Source organism: Oleiphilus sp. HI0117 (assembly GCF_001635235.1).
Window position 1 is genome coordinate 1 of sequence record NZ_LWGA01001456.1, and the last position, 1,119, is coordinate 1,119.

Consider the following 1,119-nt stretch of genomic DNA (forward strand, 5'->3'; position numbering starts at 1 on the left):
TGCTCCCTTTTTTTGTTATTGCTAAGAATTAGCAATGCTATCATGTTAAACCTTCCAATCTATCTATAATTTCAGCTTGTCTGTGAATTGGCCCGCTTTATGCAGTTACTAACTTAAGCGTATTTTTAGTAACGAAATTTTGACAAGGGGGATGTATGTCTGGGATTAACTCCGTAGGGGCTAGAGCAGATATCAATCAGGTGCTGGCTGAGATGAAAAATCTGCGTGCGCAGGTTCAGAAAACTCAGGTTCAGACTGAAGAAATATCTCCTACAAAAATTAATGCCACCCAGGAAGCGAGCCAAACACCTAAATTCAGTGACATGCTGTCTAGTGCGGTTGGCTCGGTCAATGATACACAATTAAAAGCGGGTCAAATGGCTAAGGCTTTTGAGCAGGGTGACCCAAGCGTTACGCTTTCGCAGGTAATGGTGCAATCTCAGAAAGCATCGGTATCTTTTCAGGCGTTGACGCAAGTAAGGAATAAGGTTGTACAGGCGTATCAGGATATTATGAAAATGCCGGTTTAAGTGTTTGCTTCTCGTTTGTAATGATTGGTATTTGAACAAACACTGCTTATTTGGATTTTAGTAAAAGGTTAACTTATGGCACTCGCACCCACAGATACAGGTACAGACTCAGCATTGCCCGCTCAGGTGGGTGGTATCTCGGGTGAGCCTGACGTTGTCGGCACTGAAAGTGACTTGATGACCGGTATAAACCGGCTTGGAATCTTTCGGCAAGTAGGTTTGATGGTAGGTTTGGCCGCGAGTGTTGCCCTCGGTTTGGCGCTTGTTTTATGGCTTCAGGAGCCGGACTATCAGCCGTTGATGAGCTCGGTAGAAGCTCAGGACCTGGAAGAAGTTTCAAGCATTCTTAACTTGAATGGTGTTGACTTCAAGATGGATCACCGTACCGGCATATTGCTTGTTGAAGCGGGCAGGGTTCATGAAGCAAGAATGAAGCTGGCAGCGAATGGCATTACAAGCGATAACAGTGTCGGCTATGAGATCCTTGACCAGGATCAGGCCTTGGGTACTAGCCAGTTTATGGAGTCGACACGATTTAAGCGAGGCCTGGAAGGTGAGCTGGCGCGATCAATATCCAGTTTCAGAAATA

1 protein-coding gene and 1 pseudogene are annotated in these 1,119 nt (G+C 45.5%); both read left to right on the top strand.

The genetic code is table 11. From position 1 onward, the window contains the following. Window positions 1-155: 155 nt before the first annotated feature. Complete coding sequence (gene fliE / locus A3757_RS24340; protein ID WP_068508204.1) at window positions 156-530, top strand: flagellar hook-basal body complex protein FliE; 375 nt, start codon at window positions 156-158, stop codon at window positions 528-530. Between the two features lie 75 nt (window positions 531-605). Further along, a pseudogene (locus tag A3757_RS24345) lies at window positions 606-1,119 on the top strand (flagellar basal body M-ring protein FliF); the annotation flags it as partial.